The sequence below is a fragment of the Nocardia sp. NBC_01377 genome, from assembly GCF_045040005.1.
Classification (GTDB): Bacteria; Actinomycetota; Actinomycetes; order Mycobacteriales; family Mycobacteriaceae; genus Nocardia; species Nocardia noduli.
In genome coordinates this window covers 3,704,127-3,727,831 of the sequence record NZ_CP109566.1, presented here as the reverse complement: position 1 = coordinate 3,727,831, position 23,705 = coordinate 3,704,127, and the positions used below count along the sequence as shown (strand labels likewise).

Annotated in this window: 22 protein-coding genes and 3 pseudogenes; 8 read left to right on the top strand and 17 right to left on the bottom strand. The window is 61.9% G+C overall.

What is annotated here, in order from left to right:
• Positions 1–667: 667 nt before the first annotated feature.
• Positions 668–784 (top strand): annotated as a pseudogene (locus OG225_RS17145) (hypothetical protein); the annotation flags it as partial.
• 88 nt (positions 785–872) lie between these two features.
• On the opposite strand, the gene OG225_RS17140 reads toward OG225_RS17145, so the two are convergent.
• Both OG225_RS17140 and OG225_RS17135 read right to left on the bottom strand, forming a co-directional pair.
• The gene (locus OG225_RS17140; RefSeq protein ID WP_405182572.1) at positions 873–1,373 is read right to left on the bottom strand and encodes a helix-turn-helix domain-containing protein; all 501 of its coding nucleotides are present in this window, start codon (positions 1,371–1,373) and stop codon (positions 873–875) included.
• Positions 1,363–1,797: a winged helix-turn-helix transcriptional regulator gene (locus OG225_RS17135; protein ID WP_405182571.1), complete on the bottom strand. Its 435-nt coding sequence runs from the start codon at positions 1,795–1,797 to the stop codon at positions 1,363–1,365. Before OG225_RS17135 ends, OG225_RS17140 begins: the two co-directional genes overlap by 11 nt.
• 67 nt (positions 1,798–1,864) lie before the next feature.
• Here OG225_RS17135 and OG225_RS17130 point away from each other — a divergent pair, with 67 nt between their 5' ends.
• Positions 1,865–2,536, top strand: coding sequence for a nitroreductase family protein (locus tag OG225_RS17130; protein ID WP_405182570.1), 672 nt, complete (start codon positions 1,865–1,867; stop codon positions 2,534–2,536).
• A 211-nt stretch (positions 2,537–2,747) separates the two neighbouring features.
• Here OG225_RS17130 and OG225_RS17125 read toward each other — a convergent pair whose 3' ends face one another.
• The 4 genes from OG225_RS17125 to OG225_RS17110 all read right to left on the bottom strand — a co-directional run bounded on the left by OG225_RS17125 (position 2,748) and on the right by OG225_RS17110 (position 7,009).
• The gene (locus OG225_RS17125; RefSeq protein ID WP_405182569.1) at positions 2,748–3,062 is read right to left on the bottom strand and encodes a hypothetical protein; all 315 of its coding nucleotides are present in this window, start codon (positions 3,060–3,062) and stop codon (positions 2,748–2,750) included.
• An 884-nt stretch (positions 3,063–3,946) separates the two neighbouring features.
• On the bottom strand, positions 3,947–4,693 hold the full coding sequence (locus tag OG225_RS17120; RefSeq protein ID WP_405182568.1) for a tetratricopeptide repeat protein: 747 nt from the start codon (positions 4,691–4,693) through the stop codon (positions 3,947–3,949).
• Between the two features lie 138 nt (positions 4,694–4,831).
• On the bottom strand, positions 4,832–5,119 hold the full coding sequence (locus OG225_RS17115; protein WP_405182567.1) for a hypothetical protein: 288 nt from the start codon (positions 5,117–5,119) through the stop codon (positions 4,832–4,834).
• An 87-nt stretch (positions 5,120–5,206) separates the two neighbouring features.
• The gene (locus OG225_RS17110; protein ID WP_405182566.1) at positions 5,207–7,009 is read right to left on the bottom strand and encodes a pyruvate kinase; all 1,803 of its coding nucleotides are present in this window, start codon (positions 7,007–7,009) and stop codon (positions 5,207–5,209) included.
• Between the two features lie 178 nt (positions 7,010–7,187).
• Between OG225_RS17110 and OG225_RS17105 the strand changes: the two genes are divergently transcribed.
• The 4 genes and pseudogenes from OG225_RS17105 to OG225_RS17090 all read left to right on the top strand — a co-directional run.
• Positions 7,188–7,415 carry a hypothetical protein gene (locus OG225_RS17105; RefSeq protein ID WP_405182565.1) on the top strand — a complete coding sequence of 76 codons (228 nt, stop codon included), beginning with the start codon at positions 7,188–7,190 and terminating at the stop codon, positions 7,413–7,415.
• A gap of 109 nt (positions 7,416–7,524) precedes the next feature.
• Complete coding sequence (locus OG225_RS17100; RefSeq protein ID WP_405182564.1) at positions 7,525–7,725, top strand: three-helix bundle dimerization domain-containing protein; 201 nt, start codon at positions 7,525–7,527, stop codon at positions 7,723–7,725.
• Positions 7,726–8,717: 992 nt separating this feature from the next.
• Positions 8,718–9,088, top strand: a pseudogene (locus OG225_RS17095) (wax ester/triacylglycerol synthase domain-containing protein).
• Between the two features lie 323 nt (positions 9,089–9,411).
• Positions 9,412–9,513 (top strand): annotated as a pseudogene (locus tag OG225_RS17090) (hypothetical protein); the annotation flags it as partial.
• A 159-nt stretch (positions 9,514–9,672) separates the two neighbouring features.
• Here the strand turns inward: OG225_RS17090 and OG225_RS17085 are convergent.
• From OG225_RS17085 to OG225_RS17075, 3 genes are all read right to left on the bottom strand, one after another.
• Positions 9,673–12,486 carry a cation-translocating P-type ATPase gene (locus tag OG225_RS17085; protein WP_405182563.1) on the bottom strand — a complete coding sequence of 938 codons (2,814 nt, stop codon included), beginning with the start codon at positions 12,484–12,486 and terminating at the stop codon, positions 9,673–9,675.
• A gap of 7 nt (positions 12,487–12,493) precedes the next feature.
• Complete coding sequence (locus tag OG225_RS17080) at positions 12,494–13,024, bottom strand: flavodoxin family protein (protein WP_405182562.1); 531 nt, start codon at positions 13,022–13,024, stop codon at positions 12,494–12,496.
• Between the two features lie 465 nt (positions 13,025–13,489).
• The gene (locus OG225_RS17075) at positions 13,490–14,704 is read right to left on the bottom strand and encodes an IS110 family transposase (protein ID WP_405179552.1); all 1,215 of its coding nucleotides are present in this window, start codon (positions 14,702–14,704) and stop codon (positions 13,490–13,492) included.
• 253 nt (positions 14,705–14,957) lie between these two features.
• Between OG225_RS17075 and OG225_RS17070 the strand changes: the two genes are divergently transcribed.
• Positions 14,958–16,102, top strand: a protein-coding gene (locus OG225_RS17070) for an IS3 family transposase (protein WP_405178671.1) whose coding sequence is annotated in 2 segments (ribosomal slippage) — positions 14,958–15,237 and positions 15,237–16,102 — 1,146 coding nt in all. Because the reading frame shifts where the segments join, the coding sequence is not laid out codon by codon here.
• A gap of 486 nt (positions 16,103–16,588) precedes the next feature.
• On the opposite strand, the gene OG225_RS17065 is transcribed toward OG225_RS17070, so the two are convergent.
• The 5 genes from OG225_RS17065 to OG225_RS17045 all read right to left on the bottom strand — a co-directional run bounded on the left by OG225_RS17065 (position 16,589) and on the right by OG225_RS17045 (position 18,785).
• Positions 16,589–16,918, bottom strand: a complete 330-nt coding sequence (locus OG225_RS17065; protein WP_405182561.1) for an integrase core domain-containing protein — start codon at positions 16,916–16,918, stop codon at positions 16,589–16,591.
• A gap of 2 nt (positions 16,919–16,920) precedes the next feature.
• On the bottom strand, positions 16,921–17,766 hold the full coding sequence (locus tag OG225_RS17060) for a transposase family protein (RefSeq protein WP_331758801.1): 846 nt from the start codon (positions 17,764–17,766) through the stop codon (positions 16,921–16,923).
• 115 nt (positions 17,767–17,881) lie between these two features.
• Complete coding sequence (locus OG225_RS17055; protein WP_405182560.1) at positions 17,882–18,223, bottom strand: DDE-type integrase/transposase/recombinase; 342 nt, start codon at positions 18,221–18,223, stop codon at positions 17,882–17,884.
• Positions 18,224–18,486: 263 nt separating this feature from the next.
• Positions 18,487–18,642 carry a hypothetical protein gene (locus tag OG225_RS17050; RefSeq protein ID WP_405182559.1) on the bottom strand — a complete coding sequence of 52 codons (156 nt, stop codon included), beginning with the start codon at positions 18,640–18,642 and terminating at the stop codon, positions 18,487–18,489.
• A 23-nt stretch (positions 18,643–18,665) separates the two neighbouring features.
• A complete protein-coding gene (locus OG225_RS17045; protein WP_405182558.1) occupies positions 18,666–18,785 on the bottom strand; it encodes a transposase in 120 nt (39 codons plus the stop codon).
• 134 nt (positions 18,786–18,919) lie between these two features.
• Here OG225_RS17045 and OG225_RS17040 point away from each other — a divergent pair, with 134 nt between their 5' ends.
• Positions 18,920–19,321: a hypothetical protein gene (locus tag OG225_RS17040; RefSeq protein ID WP_405182557.1), complete on the top strand. Its 402-nt coding sequence runs from the start codon at positions 18,920–18,922 to the stop codon at positions 19,319–19,321.
• 40 nt (positions 19,322–19,361) lie between these two features.
• Here the strand turns inward: OG225_RS17040 and OG225_RS17035 are convergent, their stop codons facing one another.
• From OG225_RS17035 to OG225_RS17025, 3 genes are all read right to left on the bottom strand, one after another.
• Positions 19,362–21,158 carry a UvrD-helicase domain-containing protein gene (locus OG225_RS17035; protein WP_405183286.1) on the bottom strand — a complete coding sequence of 599 codons (1,797 nt, stop codon included), beginning with the start codon at positions 21,156–21,158 and terminating at the stop codon, positions 19,362–19,364.
• A complete protein-coding gene (locus OG225_RS17030; protein ID WP_405182556.1) occupies positions 21,151–22,998 on the bottom strand; it encodes an ATP-dependent nuclease in 1,848 nt (615 codons plus the stop codon). The genes OG225_RS17035 and OG225_RS17030 overlap by 8 nt, the downstream gene beginning before the upstream one ends.
• A gap of 400 nt (positions 22,999–23,398) precedes the next feature.
• The gene (locus OG225_RS17025; RefSeq protein ID WP_405182555.1) at positions 23,399–23,662 is read right to left on the bottom strand and encodes a MarR family transcriptional regulator; all 264 of its coding nucleotides are present in this window, start codon (positions 23,660–23,662) and stop codon (positions 23,399–23,401) included.
• Between the last annotated feature and the right edge of the window lie 43 nt (positions 23,663–23,705).

The following is a 23,705-nucleotide window of genomic DNA, read 5'->3' as shown; positions in this document are numbered from 1 at the left end:
TGTCTCATTTGTCTCACTTTGAGATAGGTGCGCATTCCATGCGGATTGATGGCCGATCGCCGCCATGTGAATCGCTGGTTCCGCTGAGCCCGTGAGACATTCGTGATTCGGCACAGTCGCTTGTGCGGGGAACCGGCGCCGGTTCGTTGTGCAGTCGGCCCATGGCGTTCAGGGATGGCCCCGCGAGTTGGCTGGGCCTACGTAGTCCGACGTGGAGGGCAGGCGCGATGCTCGGTGCAATGAGGCGTCGAGGGTGAGGACGAGTGCGTCGGTCTGTCGATGACGCAGTACGCATCGACCGGATGATGCGCAGCGGCGGTCCCGGCTTCGGACTGCTGTGGCGGCTCCGCCCGGGCCCGGCCGCGGTATTGTCCAGGTCGGTTCCGACACTATTCGTTTGCGCCCTCGCGGGATATCGGCAACACGGCCGAACGCGTTCGGTCCTTCCGTTGGCCGCATTCGGCGGTTCTCAGGGTGCAGCCAGTCGGCCCGCGGATCTACGTGCTGACAGCGCCGTCCCACACGCGGACCAATCGGCGTCGGTCCCTGGTTGCCGCGTCTCCGGCCGTCCCGCCACGTATTTACCGGATCCGTAGATCGTGGTGATCACGGTCGGCCCAGTCCTACGCCGTAGCGCCACCGCGATCTCGTAGATGGTCGAGCCGCTGTGGAGACGGCGACGTGGGATGCGCAGACACACGCGATACTGCCCGACGACCAGCGGCCTTCCCGGGTACCCGCCTATTTGCAGCAGTTGGACATGAAAAGCAACGGCAAGTCGGCAGGAATTGATGGTCGAGAGTGTCCGGTCGGCACCGCCCCGATCAGTTTCGGCTACAGCGTGTGTGTGATCTGCCAATCCATATTGCGGCTCAACGCCGAGGGGGCATACCGAATGCCGCCCGGCACGTGCGCGTCAGATGGGCGCTGTCGGAGAATCCGGCGGCGTGCGCGCTCTCGGTCAGGTTGTGACCGGCTGCGGTGTGGGCGATGGCTCGGGACAGTCGCAGCCACAGGATGTAGCGGCGCAGGCTGGCGGATTCATCGACCCAACCGAGCGCGTGCGCTCTTTGCTCGGCGGCACGTCCGGCGTCGCTGTCGGGCTCGAGGAAGGCGGCGACTCTTTTCGGTGCGCCCGCAGTAATTCGATGAGAAACATTGCTGGGCAAGATGATTCGACTACCGCAGCGCTGATTGCCGGTGTGGTCGGCCACACTCAGCCGGGTAGGTGCGGTCATCACCTGCACGGCATGGTGGGAATGTCGCTCGGTCTGGCCGATCGACCCGGTGAACGCGAGGACGCCCGGGCGGATCAGGGCGCTGCCCTCCCAGCCGATCGGGTTGGTCGCCGAACGTCGACTGTCATGGTCCATCGGTTGCCCGTGGCGTGTCGGTGGAAGCAGCTGCGTGACCGGACTCGGCCGTGGCGGTGCGAGTGCGGGCTCGTTCGATCTCGTTGATATGGGTTTCTGTCCATTGCCGCAGTGCGGAGATGGGCTCGGCCAGGCTTCGGCCGAGGTCGGTCAGGTCGTATTCGACTCGGGGCGGGATGGTCGGATGCGCTGTGCGGGTGAGGAATCCGTCGGATTCGAGGCTGCGCAGTGTTTGGGTGAGCATTTTCTGCGAGACACCCTCGATGCGTCGGCTCAAATCGGTGTAGCGCATGGTGCCGCCGAGGAGGGAGTCCACGACCAAGATCGTCCATTTGCTGGCGATGCGATCGAGGACGTGGCGTGTCGGGCACTTCGCGGAGTACGCGTCGGCTACGAGACCGGACGAATCCACCTTGGTTTTCATGACAGGAGAGTAGCGCACCAGAAGGTGCTGTCTTCCTAATCAGGCGTCACTCTCCGATAGTTACCTCATGACCAATCATCGTATGTCTGTCGCGGATGCGATCCGCACCCGGCGCACCATCCGCCACTACCGACCCGACCCGATCCCGGAGGAGATACTGGATGCGCTCCTCGAACTCGCGATCGAGGCGCCGACCAGTTGGAACTTGCAGGACCGCTCGATCGTCGTGGTCGCCGGCGGCGAAGGTCGCGAGGGGCTGGCGTTGGCCACGAGTGGTCAGCCCCAATCGCGGGAAGCCCCGGTTATTTTGGTCTTCGTGGCCGAGTCGCAGTCCTGGCGTGAGGATCACAGTGATATCTATGACCAAGCCCGTCGCAATGGGGCATGGAGCGAGGAGTTCATCGCTACGTTCTCTACCGCGTCACATGCATTCCAGAGTGATCTCGAACAGCGCGGCCTGCTTCGCGAGTATGCGGTCAAGGACGCGATGATCGCAGCCTCCTATCTGATGCTCGCCGCTACAGAAGTCGGCCTCGCGACATCGCCGATGAATGGCTGGGACGAGGCCGAGGTGAAGAAGGCCATCGGCATCGTCGACCGTGACGACCTTGCTATCGCTCTGCTCGTCTCGCTCGGCTATCCGGCCGAGCAACGACCTCACCCCGGTCGGCTCACCCTGGAACACAACGTCTTCCGCCAGCGGTATGGCTCGAAACGAAGTGCTGGAGGCCCGAAATAGGCGCCACGAAACCTCGGTCAGGAAGTGAACGTCGCATACGCTGCCCGGCGCGGGTTGCCATGAGGCGGAATCGGTGTGACCGAAGGTGTCGGGCGCCGACGACTCGGGCTCACGGGGGCAACTAGTGAAAGCCCGATCGAGGTGGAGGTCGCTTTGCCCGTGCCGCTCCCGCTGCGGGCGGGAGCGGCACGGGCTCTGTACGAGTCGGCGTTCAGATGTCGTAGTGCGGAGACCGCATCTGGCGGCTGGCCGCCTCGACGATATCCCCGTCGAACAGCTTGGTCTGGAAGCTGGCCGACATCGAGGCCGCCTCGGTCGGGAAGTAGACGTCGGCGAAGTGCCGCGCGTTGTCGTAACCGTCGAACTCGTAGAAGCCACCGGGAGTATCTGTGCCGATCCCGCTGAGCCAGGTCTTGCGGACCAGGCCCGGCTGCGCGAGCAGGACCGGATTCATCCGAGGCCACGGCACCTGGTCGAACGGGACGGAGAGTTGGAGTTCGGTGTAGACGAAGACCTTCTTCGGCATGGTATTCCTTCCTGGGGGCGGCAGGCCGGGCCGGTTCGGGTATCGATGCCGGGCAATTTCTAGGATGGCCGTACTAGTGCCGCTGTCGAAGCATGCACTAGTACGGTCATCCTAGTCAAGTGGTCCGGAGGCGGCTTCGGTGTTCGGCGCTGCGGAATCCGTCGCAGTTTGTTCGACATCACTCGTCCGCTGCCACCGTAGGAGTCTTGGTGATCGCAACGGACACAGCAGATCCGACGGCTGCGATCGGGGGTTCCTCGGGCTGGTTGCCTGAAATTGGGCACGGCCCGCGCTGGGGCTGCGGCGCGGCAGTGCGCCGAAGCTGACCGATGAAGGCAGGGATTCGCCCTGCTCGCCGAGCAGTTTCCGCGCTGCGGTGTCCACAAAAGCGTTGCCGTGCTGGAGAGCCTCTGTGCGTGGATTGTCCACCCGAACCGGAGACTCTCCGCCTGGTTGGTGAACGGGCCGGCTGTCGCGCTTACCGGGCGCTTGGTCGCCTATCAGGAGTTCGGTGACGGTTGATGGTTGATGAATAGCCGTTGTGCGGCTTCGCGGGCACGGCGTGCGGTCCTGGGATCGCCGTGGATTCCGGCGGTGACGAAGGCACTGGAACTGGAAGTGCGCTACCAACCCCAATAAACAGTGCGCGATCGTTGGCGTCACCCCTTGCGGGGTTAGCGCTGGTGTCCGGAGGGGGTATCGACCAGTACGCCAACATTCTTCGACACCGAAAACTACTGGTCATCGACTGATAGTGATGCCATGACGATGGCGATCCGTCGCGCTTCCATTGGCCCATAGTTCTGCTACGGATCAAGGGCGGCGTGCCTGTCTTCCGGGTATCCGGCAGTGTGGTTGGTCTGCATGTGTCTTGAGCCGTTCGGCTATGTCTGGTCGGGTTGGTCGAGTCGTTGTCGCAGTGCGGTCGCGGTGGTCGGGTCGAGTGCGTCGATGACGCCGTCGATGGTGTGCTGGTCGAGGTGGGGTCGTTGGTCCTCAAGCAATCCGATGTCTCCGGAGTCGAACTCACCGGTCGACCGCCGCCATCCGACCGCGGCCTCGACGAGAACCGGAAACGCCTCCGTGTGCCGACCGGTGTCGGCCAGCACACGCCCCAGCCTCGTGGCCACCTGCGAGGCCGCGCGTTCGTCGTCGGTGTCCCGGTATGCCTGGAGAGCTTGGCGGTAGTAGTCCTCGGCTTGGTCGAATCGCTGCTGCACCTGCGCCACCCGGCCTGCGAGGTCCAGCAGCGATATGCGTTCGGTGCGGGCGCTGTCGTCGGTGCGAGTGGACAGGGCCGTTATCGCCTGGTGGAGTAGGTGTTCGCGGGTGGTGTGTTGGCGGTTCTGGTCGAGCAGTTCCTCCACCGGGGCCAGAACGGGCAGCACGGGTAAGCCGTGTTGCAGGGCGGTGTCGATGGCGGTGGTGAAGTTGGCGTAGCTGGCGGTGGCGCGTTGGTCGGGGTCGTTGTCGGTCAACATGGCGTTCAGGGCGGGGCCGAGTTGTGCGTGGAGTTGGTAGTGGGCTGTTCGGGTGATCGGCGCCCAGGTGGGGTGGTGAGTGTCGATGCCCTCCCCTAAATTGCCGACCGCACAACAGATCCCCACCGCCACCAGCTCCTGCTCGAGCAAGCGAAGATGATCGAACGCTCGGTCCAGGAGTCGATTCCGGAAGCGGCCGATCGCGAAGATGTGCTCCGCCGCTATCGGACGTTGATCGCTGCGCCTAGCTCGCATCATCGACAACCTCCGAAGCAACATGCCCGTGAACTACGTGACCGTTGTCGTGCGGCCACCCGGCACTACGTGGGCGAGCCATGGAGCAGCGGAGTTCTCCGCGTCCACCAATCGCCGGCGGGCAAGTCGTTCGCACAGCTCGGGCATAGCGCCGAGCGGACTTCCGGCCAGGTCGATCACACATCCGTAGACGACCGAACTGATCCCTTCTCTGGTGGACCGGTCACCGAATTCCGTGCACAGTCGATCGACCGTCTGGGTGATCGGTCCGTCATCGACCCTCATCCGTAGTGGGCGGTGCGCCATAGCCACAGTGGTCACCTGACAGATCCTTCCGCCCCATGATGCCGGGCGTCAGGGTCGCAAGTCCTTTCGGCTGTGGTAGCACGACCTCCGTGACACCGCGGTTCAGGGTGTCGACTCGTCCCACGAACGTAGTTGCCGCAGAACCGGATTCTTCTTGCGCTGATGGTCAGCCATCCGGATGAGGATGTCGTCGAGGAAGGCGACAGCATGGTCGATATAGGGGCCCTTGTTCAGCATCACGCACTCGGCCCGGCCCGACATCGCCGCATCGGTGACCTCGGCCCGGGAGGGACGGCCGGTACGAGCCAGCGTGTCCAGCACCTGGGTGGCCCAGATAACGGGCACATGTGCCGCCTCGCACAGCCAGAGGATTTCTTCCTGTACTTCGGCGAGCCGGGCGTACCCGGCCTCGACCGCCAGGTCGCCGCGGGCGATCATCACTCCGACCCGGGGCCAGCGCATCGCGGTCAGCAGTATCTCCGGCAAGTTCTCGAAACCGGCCACCGTCTCGATCTTGAGGATGAGACCGAGTTCGGTACCGCCTAATTCGGTCAGCTGCCGGTGCAGCAGTTCGACGTCGGCACTGGTGCGCACGAACGACAGGCTCACTGCGTCGGCGTGTTCGATGACGAACGGCAACCTCGCGATGTCCTCGTCGGTCAGCGCGGGCAGGCCCAGTTCGGTATCGGGCAGGTTGATTCCTTTGCCCGCACCCAGCCGAGCCCCCTGCGCCGGCGCATCGGTGATCCGCACCCGCAGCTCACCCGCATCGAGCGATTCGATCAGACCGCCGATCTTGCCGTCGTCGAAGAAGATTCGCTGACCGACCCTGGCGTCCTCGAACACCTGCGGCAGAGTGCAGCCGATCCGGTGTGGGGTGCTCGCCGGATCGACCGGTTCGACAGTCGCGCCGACGAGCAGAGTCTCGTCCGCCCGCAACAACAGTTTCTGCTCCTGCGGCGGTACCGAGCCGACCGCCGCCACGTCGTGGTGCGCGGCCCGCAACAGAGTGCCGGGCACCAGGTACGCGGTGTCGGCCAATTCGGCGAGACACCCGTCAGGGGCGACCGTGCTGACGACGAAGCGACGGCCGGACCCTCGGGCGTCCCGAAAACTGATGTGCTCTCCCACCTTTCGCCGGTCAAGCCACTGCCGATCTGCTACCGGCAGCCAGGTCGCGGCGGCGCCGGCCCGCCTCGTCGAATCGGTCAGCCATACGCGGGCGGGGGCGACACACCGGCCGAGCGCGTCACGGACCGGCTTGACGTGCACGACCCGGGGGCCAGGAAGAAGTGGACCGGTACGCAGTTTCGGCCCGCCGAGATCCATCGTCACCCGGACATGGCGCCCGTGTGCTCGCCCGGCGGCGCGAACGTTGGCGATCATCTTTTCCCACTGCTCGGGGTCGTCGTGCGCACAATTCAACCGAACCAGCTCCGCACCGGCGGCCACGATCCGGTCGACGAGCACGGCATCCACCCCTGCTTCGGTCGGCAAGGTCACCATGATGCGGGTGCGACGTCCATTGCGAGCCGCACCGAACAGTGCGTTCGCATTGTGGCGCGACAGCCTTTCCCCGGCAACGAAGTCCACCGGGCCCGGATCCCGCTGCGGCGCGACGCGACCGGACAGGCCCGCCACCGCCGCCCGCACCGCGTCCAGCGACGCCAGCACGTGCGGCTCCGCGCGACCCAGCGACGAGAGTCCCAATACTGCCAAATCCGCTTGCAGATCGCGCACATCGCGGCGGCGCAACGCGACATAGTGCGCTAGATTCTCGGCACTGGCGCGATTGTCGGGATGCGCCGCGGACAATCGATCGTCACCCGCGGACTCGACAAGGTAGGCGCGCAACTCGTCCAGACGATCGCCGAGGTCATTCGATCGGGTGCGCCGCACGTTCATCCCGACACGGTAGGCCAGTGGCATTGCCAGCAGGTGTCAGCGCCGTGCATAGGAGCCGGTCATCGAGATTCGAGCGCCCGATCGTCCGGCCGTGGCATGCGCCAGCCGCCGAGGACGTTCATCGAACTCTGCTACGCTGCGGCACAGGTGATTCGGCTGGCCGGGCATCGTAGGCAACATGGGCGTTCGCCACATACGCCATCCTGATATTCGCGTATTCGCACCCGCCGAAGACCGATCTCGTCCTACTACCTATCTGCTCGCCACAGCGACCAACCGCCTCCGCGACCACCTCGGCCCACGTCGCAAAGCCAGTCTGCAAGCCGCCAACGACTACCTGACCGGCCACCGCGGCCGCTCGATCGCCGGGCTCGCCCTATTCCTGCTGTCCAGGGCAGCGCGATAGCCGCATGTCGAGACACGTGTCTGGGCCTCAGTACGGAGGTCCGAGTGCTCGTTTATCCGGGCAGAACTTCCCTATGATCGGGCATCGGTGATCGGGAAGCATTCGGAGTGTGAGAAACGACGAGGCCACCCAGATTCAGTTCATCCAGGAACGACTCACCCAACGCCATCCTGAGCTTCCACCAGGCACCATCGCCGCGATCGTCGTCCGCGCTCGTGACGTCTTCGCCGAAGCGAAGGTGCGCAAATTCATTCCCCTGCTCGTAGAACGCCGCGCCAAAATCGAACTGTCCGCATCCGGAACCCGGTAGTCGAAGGATCAAGTGCTCGACGGCTCGGCCGAACACCCGCCAACTGTTTCGACCCGCGTGTTTCGAAACCCGAAGCGCGCCGTCACCGACGGCCAGCACCGGGCGGTCATGCCGCCGCGGCGGCAATCACGCAGTGGATCACCCCACTGACTCGGTCGATTCGCCGGTAACTGTCGAGGATCGCAACCAACGGGGTCGCAATGCCCCCGTTTCCTAGACCTCGGGACGGCAGCGACTGGAGAAGAATGGCAGCGGATCTATCGAACTCCGCGTTGCGCTTCCGGCACAGATCGACTCGACGCCCCCTCACAGGCCGCCGCGTTCGCGGCGGCCCTGATGTTCGGTGACGAACCCGACGATCAGTAAGCCCAGGATCGAGCGGCCATCGGTCGCTCGTGCGGCCGAAGACTGGCCGGAGAGCGGTGGCCAGCTGTATATGTTCGAGGTTTCCCGGCGTAGAGTTCTAAGACCAAGCGTGCGGGCGGTCCGGTGCCGATCCCGCGAGCGCCGCCGGGTGACGGCGCGCCGCTGCTGGTGAGATCGGACATGATCGGCGTCCCTTCGCTACCACGGTCGTTACCAGGGTTCCGGAGACCGAAGTCTGGTCGAGACGGTCGACAGTCCTCAACCCAGGGGGACCGTCGACCGCAACCGCGGGCGACACCGCCGAAGGTCATCGGAGGTGACTACCTTTCGCATCTCACCGCACTGGCATCGGCACGAGGAGAATGAGCGGCGGTAGGCTCGGTCACTCGTTGTCGGCGCACCGATGAACGGGGCCGACAACGGCCTGGTCGCCATCGAGGACGGAGCGTCACTATGAGTCAGCTGGACCAGGTGGATTCGGGATTCATGACCGTCGAGGACGTTGATCGACATGTCAACCTCGGGATCGGCGCGGTAGCGATCATGGCGGGCCCAGCACCGGCGCGCCGACTTCGTCGCCGCGATAGCCGAGCGACTGTCGGTCGACGTACGACTCCGGAAGAAAAGTGCGCACCACCGTATTCGACCTCACCGCACCGGTGTGGGTCGATGACCCCGAACTCGATCTGGCGCATCACATCCGCTGGGACGCTTTGCCCGACCCGTGCGACGAACCGACCCTGTGTGAACTGATTGCCACCATCATGGAGGAGCGTCTGGATCGGGACCACCGCTGTGGCGGTGCACGGTGATCGAACGCCTCACCGATGACCGCTGGGCCGTGCTGGTGAAGGCCCATCACAGCATGGTCGACGGAATCTCCGGCATCGCGCTGTTCGAGGCACTGTGCGATCAGCCGACGAGCGTCAACGACGTCGCACTCGCGGTAGTCATGTCGGCGTTCCGGTCCGTGCTGCTGCGTCGGGGGAAAAGTTGACAGCCGACAAGCTCCGGATCCTGATGCCGGTCTCGTTGCGGTCATCGGGTGCTGACAATGTGCTCGGAAACCGTGTTTCGTTGATACTTCCCTCTCTTCCCGTCGAGCTGGATGATGTCGTCGATCAGCTCGACGAGGTGCACCACAAGGTGTCCTCGCATAAGGGAAACGGCGAAGTGCACGCGACGTAGGTGGTGCTGTCGATCGCCAGGTGGCTTCCGTTCGCGCCACTCTCGTGGATTGTGCGCCTTGCCTCGAGGTACCGACAGCGCGGGATCGGTGCGGTCGTCACCAATATACCGGGGCCGACTCGACAGCTCTGTATGCAGGGCAAAGAGGTGCTGGAGATCCTGGCCTACGTCCCGATCGCCATGCGAATCCGCACCGGAATCGCGATCCTCAGCTATCGCGATCAGCTGGTGTTCGGGATCACCGGCGACTTTGACACCACCCCTGATATCGATGCGATCGCCGACATTCTGGTAACGGCTCCCACGAGCCGAAGGCACCGACTCGACGATAGCTCCGGACTACCGCTGGATCGTGACTCGATACGACACGGCCCGGCTCCGGTGGTCGATTTCTCAGATTTCGGCACTCGACGGGGCCACGGAAATCCCGCCTGCCATAGGAGCCACGAGTCGACCGCCGGTCGTCCGACTGGCTTGGAGTCGCCGGATCGCCAGCCGCCGCAGCTCATCGGCACCCCAGACGATGACGGGGAACGGTGCCACGATCGCGAGCATCCATGGTTCGAGGGCTGCGGTGTCGAGCAGATTTTGGATCGGTGGCACGTAGACGATCGCCGCGGTCAAGGCGACCTCGAACGCGATGCCCCACAGCAGCAACGGATTCGAGAACAACCCGACCGAGCGCAGCGACACCCGGTCGGTGCGGGCGGCGAACGCGGTGCCGATCTGCCCGGCGACGATGCCGACGAAGGTCATGGTGGTCGCCTGCAGGTAGGCCTCGTGCAACGGCGTACCCACCCCGGTGGGATCACCGGGATGCCACCCGGCGGCCAACAACACAGCGAGAAAGCCGGTCATGGCCAAGGCCGCGCAGAGGACCCCCAGGAACAGCCAGGCGCGCAGCAGCATTGTCGGCTGGACCACCGATTCGCTCCGTTTGCGGGGTGGTCGCTGCATCAATCCCGGCTCTGCCGGTTCTCGCCCGAGTGCGAGAGCGGGCAAGGTCTCGGTGCCGACATCTATCGCCAGCAACTGCATGACGGTCAGCGGTAGTGGTATCGCGCCGCCGGATAGCGCGAACACCAGCAGCGGTGCGATTTCAGGGGTGGCGTGGGCGAAGATATAGAAGATGAACTTGCGAATGTTGTCATAAACGCGGCGACCCTCCTGGACCGCCACCGCGATGCTCGCGAAGTTGTCGTCGGTGAGCACCATGGTCGCGGCTTCCCGTGCGACGTCGGTGCCCGAGCGACCCATCGCGATCCCGATGTCGGCGCGGCGCAATGCGGGTGCATCGTTGGCCCCGTCTCCGGTCATCGCGACCACATGCCCCAGCCCGCGAAGCGCGTCGGCGATCCTCAGCTTCGCCTCCGGTGAGGAACGGGCGAATACCAGTTCCGCGGGCCCGCTCAATAGTTCGTCGAGTTCCTGCTCACTCATCCGGTCCAACTCGTTGCCGTTGACGACGGTAGGTTCGTCGCCGACGATGCCGACCTGGCGCGCGACGGCGGCGGCGGTCAGGCCGTGGTCTCCGGTGATGACGATGATCCGGATGCCTGCGGCGTGGCATTGTGTGACGGCATCGGGTACTTCGGGCCGAGGCGGATCAGCCATCGCTACCAACCCGAGCAAGGTGAGTCCTTGCTCGGCGCTGGTGTCGGATTCAGGCATTGCCTGCTCGGGCGGAATGCGTCGGTCAGCCACAGCCAGCACCCGTAGTCCGTTGGATGCCTGGGCGTCGACCAGGTCTGCCAGTTCGGTTCGCCGTTTCGGCGTCAGAGGGCGTTCGCTGCCGTGGGCACCCAATTCCGCCGCACACAGTGGCAGTACCGATTCCGGAGCGCCCTTGGTGTGGACCCAGAGCAGACCACCGCTCTCATCGACGGTCGACATTCGTTTTCGGACCGAATCGAACGAGAACAGTTTGCGCCGCAAGCGCTGTCGGCCCGCCGTGTCCAGGGCTTCTCCGAGTGCGATCGCCGTTGTGAGGATGGCGATCTCGGTCGGGTCGCCAGTAGCAGTGCCGTCACGATCGATGTCGGCGTTATTGCATGCCGCCATCGCGGCCCTGAGTCGGGTCGTGCCGACGTGGCTGCGAGTCGGCGTTGGGTCTGCGACGAGATCGATCGGTCCGGACGCGGTGTGGACAGCGGTGACGCGCATGTGGTTCTCGGTCAGGGTGCCGGTCTTGTCGGTGCAGATCACATCGGCGGCGCCGAGGGTCTCCACTGCGCTGAGCCGCTTGATCACCGCCCCCCGTTCGGCCATCCCGCGCACACCGATCGCCAATGCCAAGGTGATAACCGGCAACAGACCTTCCGGCACGTTGCCCACCAACAGGCCGACGGCGAAGATCACCGCGTTGACAAACGACAAACCCGCACCGAACGCGGCCAATGGTATGAATGCCGCCCCGATCAGCACCGAGATCAACGCGATCAGCCAGGCGACGCGACGGATCTGTGCCTCGAGTGGGCTTTCATCACGCTCCACACGCTCTGTCAGCGAGGCGATCCGCCCGAGTTCGGTCCGCATACCGGTGGCGAATACCACCGCCTGAGCGGCGCCCTCGGTACAGGTGGTTCCGCTGAAAACGACATCGCGAGCCTCCAACAACGGCACCTGCGTATCGAGGAGGTCAGCGCTGCGGTAGGCGGGCATCGATTCCCCGTTGAGAGTCGACATGTCGACTTCGATGCCACCGTCGAGCACCCGGGCATCCGCCGAGATCCGGTCGCCTTCGGCGATGATCAGTATGTCGCCGGGCACCAGTTCGACGGCATCGACAACGAGTGGTCGTCCGTCGCGAAGAACGTTCGCGTGCAACGGGATGAACGCGGCGAGCACTTCGACCGCATGCTCGGCATGCCGTTCCTGGACGAAGGCGAACAGTGCGTTGATTCCGATCACCACGATGATCGCGATAGCGACGGGCACGATGCCGACCGACCACGCCAACCCGGCGGCCGCCCAGAGCAACAGGGCCAGTGGGTGCGTGAACTGTCGGGCTAGTTCCTTCGGCCACCGACGACCGCCGCGACGGCGAAGTGAGTTGGGCCCGATATGGAGTAGGCGACGCTGCGCTTCGCGGGCGGACAACCCGGATCGGGCACTGCGCAGATCGCGAAGGAGTACATCCAGATGCCCGGTCGGATCGACCACCGGCGTCTGGAACACCGTGTCGTCCGCGGCTAGTGTGTCCGTCATGGCGCTGTCACACCGGGGGACGGTGCGGTGTGGCCTGGGTGTAGGCGAGCTGCTCGCCCCAGTTTCTTGCTCGGGCGAGTTCACCGTGTGACAGCGGGCCGAGTATCTTTTCGACGGTGAAGTCCTCGGGCGGTACAACGAGCTGATAGCCCAAGTGGCGCAGACGCTTTCCGATACCTCTTGCTGCGGATCCGGTCAACCACGCCTTCTTGTCTGCGCGGGTGCCGAACGCCGCGGCCTGCGCGTGTGGCGCGGCGGGGCTCAGCGCGGCGAGCCATTCCCGAACTCCGGTTTCGATGCCCCCGTGTCGAGGGGCGCGGGCGGCGGCGTCCTGTCTGGTTTTGGGTCGGCTGAGCCCGAAGGCGTGGGTGGGCCCGCCGACGACGAGCAGGTCGACCGGATGTTCTGGTAACTCGACTGCGGCGGCCACATCGACCCGATCGACGGTGGAATAGGCTGCTGCTAGCCCGCCGGCAATCTTTTCGGCGACTGCGGCAGTGTTCCCGAACATGGATTCGTAGACAACCAGTGCATGCATGTGCGTCCCTCTTTGTCGCGCGGGCACTACTCACGAAGGCTTCGAGAATCGACGCTATGGCCCGAGCAGCCACCGCGTACAGGGCCGAAATACGCGATGATCAGTGACTTTGGATAGTTCGGCCTCGACCACCGGGCAGGCGGGTCGACCGCAATTCGGCAGCGCTGCGAGCTGCGGGCTGTCGGGCTGTGCCCTGATGGCGGCAGGGCGCTCGATCAGGTGCTGCAACACCGAGAGGGCCCGGTTGGGAATCCGGTGCTCAGCGCGTTCGATCAGATGATCACGGAACGGGATTGCCACCCGCACCACCTCTGCGAGTGGGCTGCGGATGAGGCTGTTCGTCACCTACGAGTAGGCATCAGGGCTCTGGTCGGCGAAACCCTGCTGCGCGAGGCTGAGAGCTGCGAACCGCGGGCCCGGATCGAGCGGGATGGCGATACTGGTAAGGGACTCTCAATGACCGTGTCAAGCCGCAGCGGCCACCGGAGCCGGGTTGCCGACGCTGAATTCACGACCGTCACGCAGCAACGCCCACAACACATCGACCAGCCGCCGGGCCAGAGCTAGAAGGGCCTGGGTATGTATCTGCCGTTCACCGCGTTTTCGGTCGTAGAACCGCCGCGACGGCCCGTTCTCGTAGCGCAAGCTCGACAGGGCGGCCATGTAGAAGACACGCCGCATGCGCCGGTTGTAGCGCTTCGGACGGTGCAGGTTGCCCGAAACTCGACCGGAATCGCGCGGGACCGGGACCAAACCGGCGTAGGACGCCAAACGTCCGGCGCTGGCGAAATTGGCCAGGTCACCACCGGTGCCAACGAGGAACTCAGCACCCAAACCCGGTCCCATCCCGGGCAGCGACTCGATGATGTGCGCCCACGGGTGTTCCCGGAAACGTGCGGTGATGAGCTTGTCGGTGTCCTTGATCTCGCGATCGAGGTCCAGCAGCTTTCGGGCGATACGTTTGACCAGCATCGCGGTATCGGCCTCGCCCGGCAGGGCCAGGCTTTGGCGCCCGGCGGCATCGACCGCAGCGGCCGCGGCCTTGACGATGCCGGGCTTCCATGCCCCGTTGTCGGTCAAATATGTTGTGACACCGTCGATTCCGGCGGCGCAAATCTCCGCAGGCGTGCACATTCCGGCGACCAGTATCAACGGGGTCCGGTTCGAGAAATCGAACGCTGCCTCCAACGTCGGGAAGATCGACCCGAGCAGAGCCCGCAATCGGTTGATCCCGGCGACCCAGTCGCTCATGAGGTCGGTGCGGTAGCTGGTCAGCTGGGTCAACCCGACCACCAGCTCGTCGGGCATCGTGACCTGCCCCAGATCGCGGCGCATGCGGGCGGTCTCGGCGATCACCTTCGCGTCCTTGGCGTCGGTTTTCCCTTCGCCGCGGAATCCGTGGGCCATCGTATTGACCACCCGGCCCGGCACATACGTCACCGCTTGATCAGCGGCCAACAAGACCGTGATCAGCAGCAACGCCATCGGACTGGTCAGATCGATCGCCCACCGCACCTGTTGCGCGGCCTGGCCGGCGCGGGCGATCAACGTCTCGATCGAGGCTTGGTCGTTGCCGAATTTCTGGCTGAACACCGTCTTGCCGGTCTCGTCGACCGCGCACGCGTGATGCGCTTGCTTGCCGACGTCGATCCCGACCCACATCTGAGGGCGAGTAGTCACCCGCGTGCTCCTGACTCGAAAACGGTTACGCCCGTGGACAACCCCGCCGACAGATCCCTAAACAGCGACGACCCGCAACAAGCTCTCAATCAGCGGTCGGAGTGTCCAGCGCGGTGGGGCAGCCAGTCCTTTGAAGCCAAACCAACGGCAAGCAACCATCAGCTACACCCCACCGCTCTGGGCATCGGGACTGCCCCCGGTTCGGTTGACTCCTGACCTGTGAGGACCTGGTCCTCGCTGGAAGGATGTCACCATGCCCAAGCCCTATCCCGTGGAGTTCCGTCGCGACGTGGTCGCGCTCGCCCGCAAGGGCGAGATCCCGTTGCCGAAAATCGCCAAGGATTTCGGGATCTCGGTGAGTTGCCTGCAGAACTGGCTGCGCAAGGCCGATATCGAAGAGGGTCACCGGCCCGGTGTGACCGGCCAGGAGTCAGCAGAGCTGCGCGAGGCCAAGAAGAGGATTCGCGAACTCGAACAAGAAGCCGAGGTCATGCGCCGCGCGGTGGCCTATTTCTCCCGGGGCGTCAACCCAAAATGATGTACCCGCTGGTCCTTGACCTCGCCACCGACGGCATCCCCGTCGCGGTGACCTGCCGGGTACTGGAATTCTCTCGACAAGGGTTCTACAAGTGGAAGAAACACCCTGTCTCACAACGTGACTGGGATGACGCGCACCTGATCAACGCAGCCCTGGGGATCCATGCCGAGGATCCCGCGTTCGGGTACCGTTTCATCGCTGACGAGCTGCCGGCACGCGGGATCACCGCCGGGGAGAACCGGGTCGCCCGGTTGTGCTCGCAGCAGCGGATCTGGAGTGTGTTCGCCAAGAAGCGGGGCCTGACCCGCAAGTCCGGACCCCCGGCCCATGACGATCTGGTACAGCGCAAGTTCACCGCGGACACACCGAATGCGTTGTGGCTCACCGACATTACCGAACATTGGACCGATGAGGGCAAGCTCTATCTGTGCGCGATCAAGGACGTGCACTCCAACCGGATCGTCGGCTATTCGATCGATTCGCGGATGAAGGCGTCCCTGGCGGTGGCGGCGCTGGTGAACGCGATCGCGCTGCGGGGTCCGCAAGACACGATCGTTCATTCCGATCGTGGTAGCCAGTTCCGGTCTCGGAGGTTTGTTAAAGTGTTGGCGGACAACAGTTTACGAGGGTCTATGGGCAAGGTCGGGGCATGTGGCGACAATGCTGCGATGGAATCGTTCTTCGCGTTGCTGCAACGCAATGTGCTGGACCGCCAACGCTGGTCGACTCGGCAGGAACTGCGCCTGGCCATCGTGGTCTGGATCGAGAAGACCTACCACCGAAAGCGTCGACAACGCCGACTCGGGCGACTGACCCCGATCGAGTTTGAGACAATCAATCAGCCCGCACTCGCGGCCTGAAACACCACACCCCGCGAGTCAACCAAAGCCGGGGCAGTCCCAAACAACACAAACAGGAATCGCTCATCGACGTCGACGACGTCGCCCCCGGCCACCACACCCACCTCACATGGAACCCGAAAGCCGACTGGGTCTACTCCGACCAAACCGTCCACGACGTCATCATCGGCCGAGAAGTCTTCGGACAGGCACAAGCCAAATTCGGCAGCCGCACCGTGCGCTCACCGCACCAGGCCGTGCGCCGCACCCACCCCTACGCTTTCAAGGGACTCGTCGTCCACGAGACCTGCGGACGCAAGATGCAGGGCAACTGGTTCCACAACGCGGCCGTCTACCGCTGCCGCTACCCCCGCGAATACGCCCTCGCCAACCATTTGCAACACCCCCTGAACGTCTTCCTCAAAGAAGACCAACTCATCGACCCCCTCGACACCTGGCTAGCGGATGAGGAGCTGGAAAGATTTCGGACAGCGGATCTTCGGTTCTCTACGCTGCCTTGTTCTGTTCGAACCATTCGGACTCTACTTTGTTCGGCGTCCGATAGTCAATTGCCGAGTGAAGTCGAATCTGATTGTACCGCAGCTCGATATAGCGGGTGATGTCCTTTCTCGCGTGTTCGCGGGTGGGGTATTCGGTCCGGTTCACCCGCTCGTTCTTCAGAGTGCCGTTGAACGATTCCGCCCAGGCGTTGTCGAAGCATGACCCGGTGCGGCCTACCGAGCGCAACACACCCAATTCATCTGCCACAGCAGCGAACTCGGCGGACAAATATTGGCTGCCGCGGTCACTGAGCCTTTCCGAGTAGCGGCGTGTCACGGTCAGACGCTGCGGCCGTGTTGAAGATGCAGCAACACCAGCGCGGCTGCGGCGATGGCACCGATCCGGCACGGGCACAAGCTGACTCGACGCAATGCCTTGAACCATTTGAGCAGTGCGTTACCGCGCTCACCGACCGCGCGAACCTGGTTGTGGGCCTTGTTCGCCGTTTTCTGTTCGTCGGTCAGCTGCCCGCCCTTGGGCTTCTTGACCGCGACCGTGATCGTTGTGGCCTCGCCCAAGTATCCGAGATCGCCCAGCACGGGCAGGTTTTCACCGGTCCAGTCCGTGAGCGCGGGCAGCATCTCGGGGTGGGCGCGCAGCGCGGTGACATCGTGCTCACGTCCCGGACGAACCTCGGAGGTCCACATCGGCCACCCGTCCGGGGCGGTAACGACCTGGATGTTCCCGCCGTGGCGGCCGTGTTTTCCCGACCACCAGAGGTCGACTTTGACCCGGCGTGGCACCGAGGTGGCTTTGGCGGTGGTGGGGCCGGCTTGGCCGACCCGGTCGGTGTGGATGAGCGTACCGTCCACGCTGATGTGCTGGTGCCCAGCGACTTTCGCGGCCAGCAGCACGTTGTGCAAGGCCGGGGCCTGGGCGGCGAGAGTATCGATCACCTCGTGGAGGCTGTCGTAGGCGGTGGTGCGGCCGATCGCGTTGTCCAGGGCGAGCTGCTCGACACGGGTGCCGTCGGTGAACCACCGCAACCCCAGCACTGCCTGTTCGAGGCAGGTCAACGCCCTCCAGCGGGTCCCCAAGGCCTGGCGGCGCGCGGCCAGCAAGCCCGCGACGTGGGCGACGGTGGACTCGGGCAACGGCAGGATGGCGATGTATGCGACACTCATGACGCGCGGAACCTCTGTGAAGTTGATCTTTAGTCGGACCTCCTTCATACGCCAGAGGTTCCGCGTTTCGCGTTCCACCCCAACATCTTTCAGCACCGCCGCAGCAACCGATCCGTCAGACCACTACTCGGAAACGTTCACTGTGAAAAATTGTGCCTCCAGGATTGAAAGCAGCATTCCTGGCAGCCATGCCCAGGGCGTCGCTCACGAGTTCGGTGCGCATATGCTCGGCCATCGCATAACCGATGACTTTCTTCGAATAGCAGTCGAGCACGGTCGCCGGATACAGCCATCCTTCCCAGGTGCGAATGTAGGTGATGTCACCGACGAGTTTGGTCGCCGGCGCGTCGGCGGTGAAATCACGACGCACCAGATCCGGCAGGTCGGCCGCGTCGCCGGCAAGGGTGGTGACCGGCCGGAACGGGCGCGGCTGGCACGGCACCAAGCCCGAGCTCACGCATGATCGTGCGGACCGTACCCGGATCCAGCGACGTGCCCCAGCGGGCCAGTTGGGCGTGGACACGCGGTAACCGTAGGTGCTGTCGGAGTGCTCGAAACAGAATCGGATCTCGGCGGCCAGGATTTCGCGACGTTGCGTGGTGGCCGAGGGTTCCCGGTCGCGCCACGCGTAATAGCCCGACCGCGATACCTTCGCCCACCGGCACATGGACACCACGGAATGATTGCCTTCTTCAGCGGCGATGAACGCGTACTTCACCGTCACCGGTGCTTCTTCGCGAAGAAGGCCACCGATCTTCCCAAGAACCGATTCTCCTCCTCCAACTCCCGCACCCGACGCTCCAACTCCTTCAAGCGGGCACGCTCGGAGATCGACGACTCCGAATCGGTGACATGCGCACGCCGGAAATCGCTCACCCAATTCCGGATCGTCTGACCCGTCACCCACAGTCACGAGCGACATCGGCGACCGCCCGCGACTTCTCCACCACTTCCCTCGCCGCAGTCTCCCGAAACTCCGCGCTGAACGGCCGCGGTTTCGGCGACTTCTTCTGTGCCACAAACAACTCCGTTCAGTTATCCCAAAGCCTACTTTGGAACGCTGTCCGAAGTCCTTCAGACACCTCAGGAGATATTCGAGCCCGGGCGAGTCGAACACACACTCACCCAACTCGAAGCCGCACACCCCGACACGATGGCCGCACCCAACCACCAGCAACGCGCGATCACCGAATGCGACCGCAAACTCGCCAAACACCGCGCTGCCCTGGAAGCCGGAGCAGACACCGAGATGGTCGCCGCGTGGAGCAGCGACGTCTACCGCGAACGCGCGGCCCTCGTCGCTCAACTCACCACCACACAGCACACGCAACCAACCCGGCGGATGAACCGAAACGAGATACGCCAACTGGTCGACGCCCTGGGCGGACTACTAACGATCCTGTGCGCCGCCGACCCCGGCGACAAACTCGAGGTATACCGAGAACTCGGCCTGAAATTGACCTACGACCACGAAACCCAACAAGTCACAGCAGAAACCAAACCGCGACCGCAGGTTGGCGTACTGGTTGTGTCCGGAGGGGGACACGCGCGTTAACCACCGTGTTCTGGTTGGCTTAACCGGCCACGCGTGAAAGTCAAACGGGTAAGGCTAGCATACCCGCCTCTTCGTACTCTGCGGGTATATTCGCATCTTCGAGGAGGTCCCTTAGCGTAGAAAAATGTCTGGGAGAAGTAGCCAGCACTAAAAGTCGACGCGCCCTACTTGCTCCTACATATAGAACACGAACCGCCTCGTGGGTTTCTCCGGATCGCCATAAATCCAAGATATGCGGACGACCGCCCTTCGGCGACTCTTCTATATCCAGAAGCACAGCGTCGTACTCTTTTCCCTTCACGGCGTAGGTATGAGCAGCCGACAGGATTGAGAGATCGTGCATGGAGCCGCTCGATCTTTTCCAGCGATTCCAATCAGCACTTTCTAAGTCCTTGAAACGCGTCTTTGCCGGTTTTATCGCGATACAACCCCGAGCGAGTTCGGCGGAAATAACATCTCGCATAGATTCAATCGCTGCCGCAGGGCTTATCCAGTCACGCGCTTCCGACAGAAGTATTCCTACGATTCCTCGTAGATCGCCAGGTGTGAGACCTGCGATTTCCAGCCGCGCCTGTTTGGTTTTGCAACCGGGATCGTCGGGGAACCTGAAAGTAGCGAGGATAAGATCCTCGATCTGAGAAATCGCCTCTTTCCTGACCGATGCAACCCTGCTTTCTCTCAGGATTGCGAGACCTTGCAAAAGCTGAGATGAGCAGTGTTTGCCAATAGCCTCAATGGATTCTCGGCCAGCAAGAGCGGCCGCTCCCTTCCGGGTGGCCGACAATGCTATTCGCTCCGAGCGAGAAATATCAAGGCCAGTCGATAGCTCATCAAATTTCAAACGAGCATCAAGATAGTCGCCTGACACTACATGGATGCGTTCTGCGCACCGATTAATGGAGTCGACTGGCCTTCTGGCTATAATGCGCCCGTCACCTATGGTTCTGAGACTGGAGATCAGTGCACAAATTACGTGCGACGACCGATAGTTCTCGTCCAAGCGGACAATTTCCGTCTCGTCGAGCTGAGAGCGATACCGAGCATAGGCTTCAGGCGACGCGTGGCGAAACTCATATATTGCTTGATCCGGGTCAGCCACCGCGACAATTCGTATGCCAATAGATTCTAATCCAGATATGATTTTATGATCGAGCGACGAACAATCTTGAAATTCATCGACAATAATTTCTTCAAAGCGATCCGCAAGGCGTTGTTGAAGCCACTCGGAGTGACGATCACGCAACAGTGTTAGCGCCTTTAGTCGCGACTGATCGGAGTCGTATAGTCCGCTTTTGACGAGACTATGAATTCGATTCTTCGCCTTCCATAATAGATCTACGGGGAAAGTTCCTTCTTTCCTGAGTGATGCAACATAAGATTCGTCCGCTTTTGGAGTTTCAACAGGATAGGAAACCTCACCATCGGCATCGATTCGGAAATTAGAAAGCAGGAGGCCGGTTCCATGCACGTCTTTGTGCCGAATCTTCGGCGCCATTCCGCGACTATCGGAGATATCATTCCAGCTATCGACATATTGCGGTTGCTTACCGGTTTCTCGGACTACAGCAGGTGTTACTAGATAGCGATGAAGAAAGCGATCAAAAGTGCCGATGAAATTCGGTGCATGAATTACACTTGGGGTATCTACACATCGGGAAGTGGCCTCACTCACTGCCGCATTCGTGAATGAGAGAAATGCGACTCCCCGCGAACTATGTTCTGAAATTTCTATAAATCGCCTAACGATGGCGCGCGTCTTACCTGCGCCGGGCCCTGCTTCGACCAAGCGGATGTTCGGGTTTAGGATCAGATTTTGCGCGTCGCTTAACTTAGCCATCGACACTCGCCACATCCACGGAAGACGAATTCTCAACAGATGGTTTCAGGGCGTAGCGTAGCGCGTCGAGGGCACCCTTAATGTATGTCGGCAGCGATACTATTTCATCGAGCTGGCCGGAGTGTTCAGCAATCATTTCACATATGACATGAGCAAAGTCCCCCTTGCCGATGTCAATTCCACCCTTTTCCGCTCGCAGAGCTTCTGCGAAAGAGTTAGCACGAATTTCAGTGTCCGGCCCTAGATCTCCAAATAGGCCATCCCACTTTTCGCCCGATCGCTCATGAAGCCTTACGAAAGCTTCACGCAGCAGCGTATAGTTTTTGACATGAGAAAATAACTCGGCCTCAAAAGTTGTACCGCCGACGAATATTTCTAGACGACTATCGCTTTGAAAGAGTTCCAGATAGCGATTCTTTCGATTATCCCCCTGCCGGACCCCGGTTTTCTTGATTGGATCCCCATCTGTTATCACGATTACTTTATCTACACGCTTGGATGAGCCTGACAGAAGAAGTTTGAGATATGGTTCGAAATCGACGCCATCAATAGCTACGAACGATATGCTCGCAAGATGACGAAGGAGATCGGGATCGTTCGAGTATAGCTTTCTTGCAAATTCCGGGATGACCAGCGATTCGGCGATACCTTCAACTAGCACGACATGACGTGCAAAGAGTAGCGCCGACCGTGTTACCGAAAGATATCGGTTGAGCTTGCGGAACTCTGGTTTCGTCAATTTTAAGCCGCCGAGTGGGGTTGCGCTCGTCCGCCAACAACCGTCGATATCTTGATCGCGTGAAACCACTAGAACTTTTTCGATTGCAACGCTGCTGGCTAAATTTGGGGAATGGGTCGAGACAACTACTTGCACTCTTCCTGCTGGCTCAAGCCCGATTGGTTTCCTGCTACGTGATTCAGCTGCTTGCTGTTCAAGATAGTGAAGAAGTACTGATTGAAGTTGCGGGTGAAGATGGGCCTCCGGTTCTTCGACCAGCAGTATAGTAAGGTCGTAGTCCTTTGCATTTACCAACTGGACAATCACCGTGGCGATATACATCAGATTCGCATATCCCAGTCCGGACGATGCTAGCCTCAGTGGATCTATATGATCATCTGCGAGCTGCATTCGCAAAAGAGCCGCAAGCCTTCTGAGTTCCTGTTCTTTTCCTATAAGCCTTACGTTATGCGTTCTGCTTGGCGGAGTAATCTTATGGAGGTGTTCAGAAATTTCCTTGCGCGCGTCTTCTGGCAGACCAAGTTCTGCCACTTGGGCCAACACCTTATTTGCGTCTCTGACGAATTCCTCACGTCTTGGCCTGTCTCCAGCTGTCAAGACCTTCAGAACCTCCGCCAAGCGATCGCCATTGCCCGAGTCCAGCTCTCGTACGGCATCGCGAAGCGGCGGGAGATATACATGCGCTATTCGCTTGCGATTAATCGGCTCTGGATCATCGGCACCAATTTTGCCAATCGAATGAGCTGTCGAGCGCCAATATGGTAGATCCAGGCTTGTCGAGAAAGTAAGATTATAGCGGAGGATGTCATCGGGATCGATCAGCGCAGCGAGGTAGACGGCCTTCTCTGAGTCCGTTAAATTACAGTACTTGGCCGATATCGATACCTCTACTGCCTCCGTGCCGCGCGTAACATCAAATTCAGCAGAAAACCTAAGCCCTTTTCCTTCAATGGCAGGAATCGTTGCAAATCGAATGCTGTCGATTATTGCACTTTTCCCAGATGCATTTTCGCCGACGATAACTGTCAGATCCTCAGCTAGGCCGACAGTGACTTCCCGGCAGCTTCGAAAGTTGCTTAGCGAAACTTCCGAAAGTCTCACATCCATCCCCTTTGAGCATTGTACGCGCGCCAACAGAGCTGATCGATCACACGAATTACAAGCGTGTGACTATAACACAGCAACCGCTTGGCACTGCCGAAGCAGGCAACGCCAGAGGAGGGCTTGGACCTAAGAAACCTTACGGCCGTTTTATATTGAGTCCACGAAAGAACCGAATAGACAGCTTCTCCATACTTCGCTACCGGTCATCTTGTCCGTCTCGAATCCGGCACCAGCACACCGGCCTCCGTCAAAGTCCGGTGTGCTGCCGTCTTGGCGGCGCACTCTCCGACCAGGCAATCCAGATGTACCTGCATGGCCGAATGCGCCGCTGAGACACACGAAGACGCCCAGGTGCTGTTGTGGCAGGCGATCCGTTCCAGCAGTTCGGCATCCAGCATCAGCGTGCCGTTCGTGGTGTCGAAGGAACATCGAGGATGGCACGGCGACGGACCGACTCGGCGAAAGCTCGCCCGCGTTGACTCAGCTTCCACGCGATGGAGTTCCCATCGGGTACAGCAGTCAGCAGACCACGCGCGATCAGCGCCACCACCGCCTGTCGGACACTGGGAGTGTCGAGGCCCGTGATTTCGGACAGTTCGGCGGTGGAGCAGTGCTCGTGGGTTGTCAGAGCACCCAGTACCTTTGTGTCGGCTTCGCGCATTCTGTTGCCACCCCTCCGTTTCGCGATGGTGAGGCAACCCACG

Excerpts from the sequence above, each read along its gene's own strand:
- OG225_RS17140 (WP_405182572.1), bottom strand. The coding sequence starts at position 1,373 with ATGGACCATGACAGTCGACGTTCGGCGACCAACCCGATCGGCTGGGAG.
- OG225_RS17025 (WP_405182555.1), bottom strand. The coding sequence starts at position 23,662 with ATGCGCGAAGCCGACACAAAGGTACTGGGTGCTCTGACAACCCACGAG.
- OG225_RS17125 (WP_405182569.1), bottom strand. The coding sequence starts at position 3,062 with ATGCCGAAGAAGGTCTTCGTCTACACCGAACTCCAACTCTCCGTCCCG.
- OG225_RS17035 (WP_405183286.1), bottom strand. The coding sequence starts at position 21,158 with ATGGCTAAGTTAAGCGACGCGCAAAATCTGATCCTAAACCCGAACATC.
- OG225_RS17060 (WP_331758801.1), bottom strand. The coding sequence starts at position 17,766 with ATGAGTGTCGCATACATCGCCATCCTGCCGTTGCCCGAGTCCACCGTC.
- OG225_RS17080 (WP_405182562.1), bottom strand. The coding sequence starts at position 13,024 with ATGCATGCACTGGTTGTCTACGAATCCATGTTCGGGAACACTGCCGCA.
- OG225_RS17130 (WP_405182570.1), top strand. The coding sequence starts at position 1,865 with ATGACCAATCATCGTATGTCTGTCGCGGATGCGATCCGCACCCGGCGC.
- OG225_RS17040 (WP_405182557.1), top strand. The coding sequence starts at position 18,920 with ATGGCCGCACCCAACCACCAGCAACGCGCGATCACCGAATGCGACCGC.
- OG225_RS17135 (WP_405182571.1), bottom strand. The coding sequence starts at position 1,797 with ATGAAAACCAAGGTGGATTCGTCCGGTCTCGTAGCCGACGCGTACTCC.
- OG225_RS17085 (WP_405182563.1), bottom strand. The coding sequence starts at position 12,486 with ATGACGGACACACTAGCCGCGGACGACACGGTGTTCCAGACGCCGGTG.
- OG225_RS17105 (WP_405182565.1), top strand. The coding sequence starts at position 7,188 with ATGGGCGTTCGCCACATACGCCATCCTGATATTCGCGTATTCGCACCC.
- OG225_RS17110 (WP_405182566.1), bottom strand. The coding sequence starts at position 7,009 with ATGAACGTGCGGCGCACCCGATCGAATGACCTCGGCGATCGTCTGGAC.